Consider the following 3,002-nt stretch of genomic DNA (forward strand, 5'->3'; position numbering starts at 1 on the left):
CCAAACGTCAGTTCGAGTGCGAAGCGTATCGAGAACCGTTTTTAATTCAAAATTTTCTTGTTCTCGATACGATCCCGACCGAAAGCGGGATCACTCGAACTGACGAAAATTATCATCAAAAACTAATTATACCCGGCGTGATATTTTAATCGATTTTATGTAAACCTACACAATCGATTTACTTTTTACAATGAAAAATCAAAACGCACAACCGCATGAATGGATTGAGTCGTTTTAATAAACAAGCTGTAATCATCCGATTATACGCTGGATGACAGCTATAGTCCCGAGAAATATTATCGATACTGTTTTTTATAATATGACGCGTATTCACCGGAAGTCACATGATGCAACCACTCCGTATTATTCAAATACCAATCAACGGTTATTTCCAATCCCTGCTCAAAAGTAACAGAAGGTTTCCAACCTAATTCCTTGTTTATTTTAGAAGCATCAATTGCATAGCGCAAGTCATGTCCCGGTCTGTCTTTTACGTAAGTGATCAATTGTGCGGAGGTTCCGGGAGTGCGTCCCAATTTACCGTCCATAATGGTACATAACAACCGAACCAAATCAATATTTTTCCATTCATTAAAACCTCCAATATTATAAGTTTCGTGATTTTTTCCGGTATGGTACACCAAATCTATGGCTCTGGCGTGATCGATTACAAATAGCCAATCTCTGGTGTAATTCCCATCACCATAGACCGGCAACGGCTGGTTGTTGATGATGTTATTGATAAATAAAGGGATTAACTTTTCCGGAAAATGATTGGGACCATAATTATTCGAACAATTTGTCAGGACAAAAGGAAACTGATACGTTTCGCCGTAAGCTCTTACAAAATGGTCGGAACTTGCTTTGGAAGCAGAATATGGAGAATTAGGGTCGTATGCTGTCGTCTCCGTAAATAGCCCTTCGGCTCCTAAAGAACCATAGACTTCATCCGTGCTGATGTGGTAGAATCGTTTGCCTTCTGGTGCATCGAGCCATTGTTTTTTAGCGGCATTCAGTAGGTGTACGGTCCCAAAAACATTGGTCTTTACAAAGGCCAGAGGATCTTTGATAGAACGATCCACATGGGATTCAGCGGCAAGATGGATTACTCCGTCAAATTCGTGTCTTTCAAATAAATCTGCAATAAAATCTTCGTCCGTTATGTCTCCTTTTATAAACGTATAATTGGGTTCATTTTCGATGTCAACACTGTTTTCTAAATTTCCGGCATACGTCAGCGCATCTAAGTTGTAGATGTGATATTGCGGATATTTAGTAACAAATAACCGGACCACATGAGATCCTATAAATCCTGCTCCGCCTGTAATTAATATTTTTTTCATGTCTATTTTTATAAAGAGTAGTCTTGATCCATACTCCTGTTAGTTACATTTTTTTGTCCCATTGCGCAAAGTCGAGAGGTAAAATTAATCATACCCAACAGCTTAATTTCTTAATGGTTTAAAAATCAATCCTAAATGAACCCTTTCAACAAGACCGGTGCGCTTTACACCGTATCGATAAAACTCTTTTCGGTTCTGTTAAAAATCAAAACTCCCACTAAAAACACTAGTATTGTAATCAAAAAAGTATATCCCAATCCCAAAACAGATATTTGTCCAACATCCAGCAGCATGTATCGTGTCGTTTCTATCACATAAGCCAGGGGATTGTAGGCTATCAGCCAGCCGTAATCCGGCAATTTTTCTTTGATGAGTGCCATTGGGTACATTACAGCAGACAAATACATCAATAATTGCACTCCAAAACCAACCAAATTACTAAAATCTCGGTATTTAGTGACTAAAGAAGAGATAAACATTCCCAGCCCCAATCCTAAAACTCCCATCATGACGATCAGTAGTGGAAAAAACAAAGTCGCTGTATTCATCCCTATGGCAGCTCCTTGGGTATAATAATAGCCGTAAAAACAAATGAATATAAAAAATTGAATTCCAAACTTCAATAAGTTGGAAACAACAATAGACAGCGGTACAATAATACGAGGGAAATATACTTTCCCAAAAATACCTGCATTACTTCCAAAGGTATTCGAGGTACCATTGAGACAGGCCGTGAAGTAATTCCAAACGGTAATACCGGCCAAATTAAACAAAAAAGGCGGCACGGTTCCGGTATTGATTCCGGCCACATTATTAAAAATAATAGTAAAAGTAATGGAGGTAAACAGCGGTTGAATCAGATACCAAAGTGGCCCTAAAACCGTTTGCTTATAAACGGTCACCACATCCCTTTTTACAAAAAGCAGCAGCAAATCTCTATACTGCCATACTTCCTTCAGGTTAAGGGAGAAAAATTTATTTTTAGGTGTTATTTCAAACAGCCAAGTGGTGGTGTTTTGTTCGGAATCGTTCATTGGTTTATGCTAAAATGCTACTTTTTGTTGTTCTTTCCGTGCGAAAAAAGTTCTGTTTTCTACTACTAAACTCAATTGTATTCTTACGAAGCAAATATAAATAATTTGCATTAAGTATTGTTTAAAAAACAACTTGTTCACATAATTCTTTTTTGCCGCGTCAGAATCGTGCGGAACAGCAGCGCTACTTAAATGATTTTCCAGAAACACTTTCTTTGCTTGTGAATCCGGCAACACCCCCAAGCCATTCCATGCAGGAACGGCATTTATCCATCGGATTACGGTGGCTGCAATTTATTGACCGGAAACGTTTGAAAACATCATGTGTAATTATACCAAACGTCAGTTCGAGTGCGAAGCGTATCGAGAACTGTTTTTAATTATACCATACGTCAGTTCGAGTGCGAAGCGTATCGAGAACCGTTTTTAATTCAAAATTTTCTTGTTCTCGATACGATCCCGCCCAAAAGCGGAATCACTCGAACTGACGAATATGATCATCAAAAATCAATTATACCCAACAGCTTACTTTTATTCCCGTTGCATGTAATTATACCAAACGTCAGTTCGAGTGCGAAGCGTATCGAGAACTGTTTTTAATTATACCAAACGTCAGTTCGAGTGC

General features: G+C 38.4%; 2 protein-coding genes. Both read right to left on the bottom strand.

Annotated elements, in window-relative coordinates:
- Positions 1-296 precede the first annotated feature (296 nt).
- Positions 297-1,343, bottom strand: coding sequence for a dTDP-glucose 4,6-dehydratase (gene rfbB / locus EKM02_RS14620; RefSeq protein ID WP_126456408.1), 1,047 nt, complete (start codon positions 1,341-1,343; stop codon positions 297-299).
- Positions 1,344-1,507: 164 nt separating this feature from the next.
- Positions 1,508-2,377: an ABC transporter permease gene (locus EKM02_RS14625; RefSeq protein WP_126456410.1), complete on the bottom strand. Its 870-nt coding sequence runs from the start codon at positions 2,375-2,377 to the stop codon at positions 1,508-1,510.
- Positions 2,378-3,002 lie beyond the last annotated feature (625 nt).

Origin of the sequence: Flavobacterium sp. RSP49, assembly GCF_003968735.1 — a bacterium.
In the GTDB taxonomy this organism is placed as follows: Bacteria; Bacteroidota; Bacteroidia; order Flavobacteriales; family Flavobacteriaceae; genus Flavobacterium.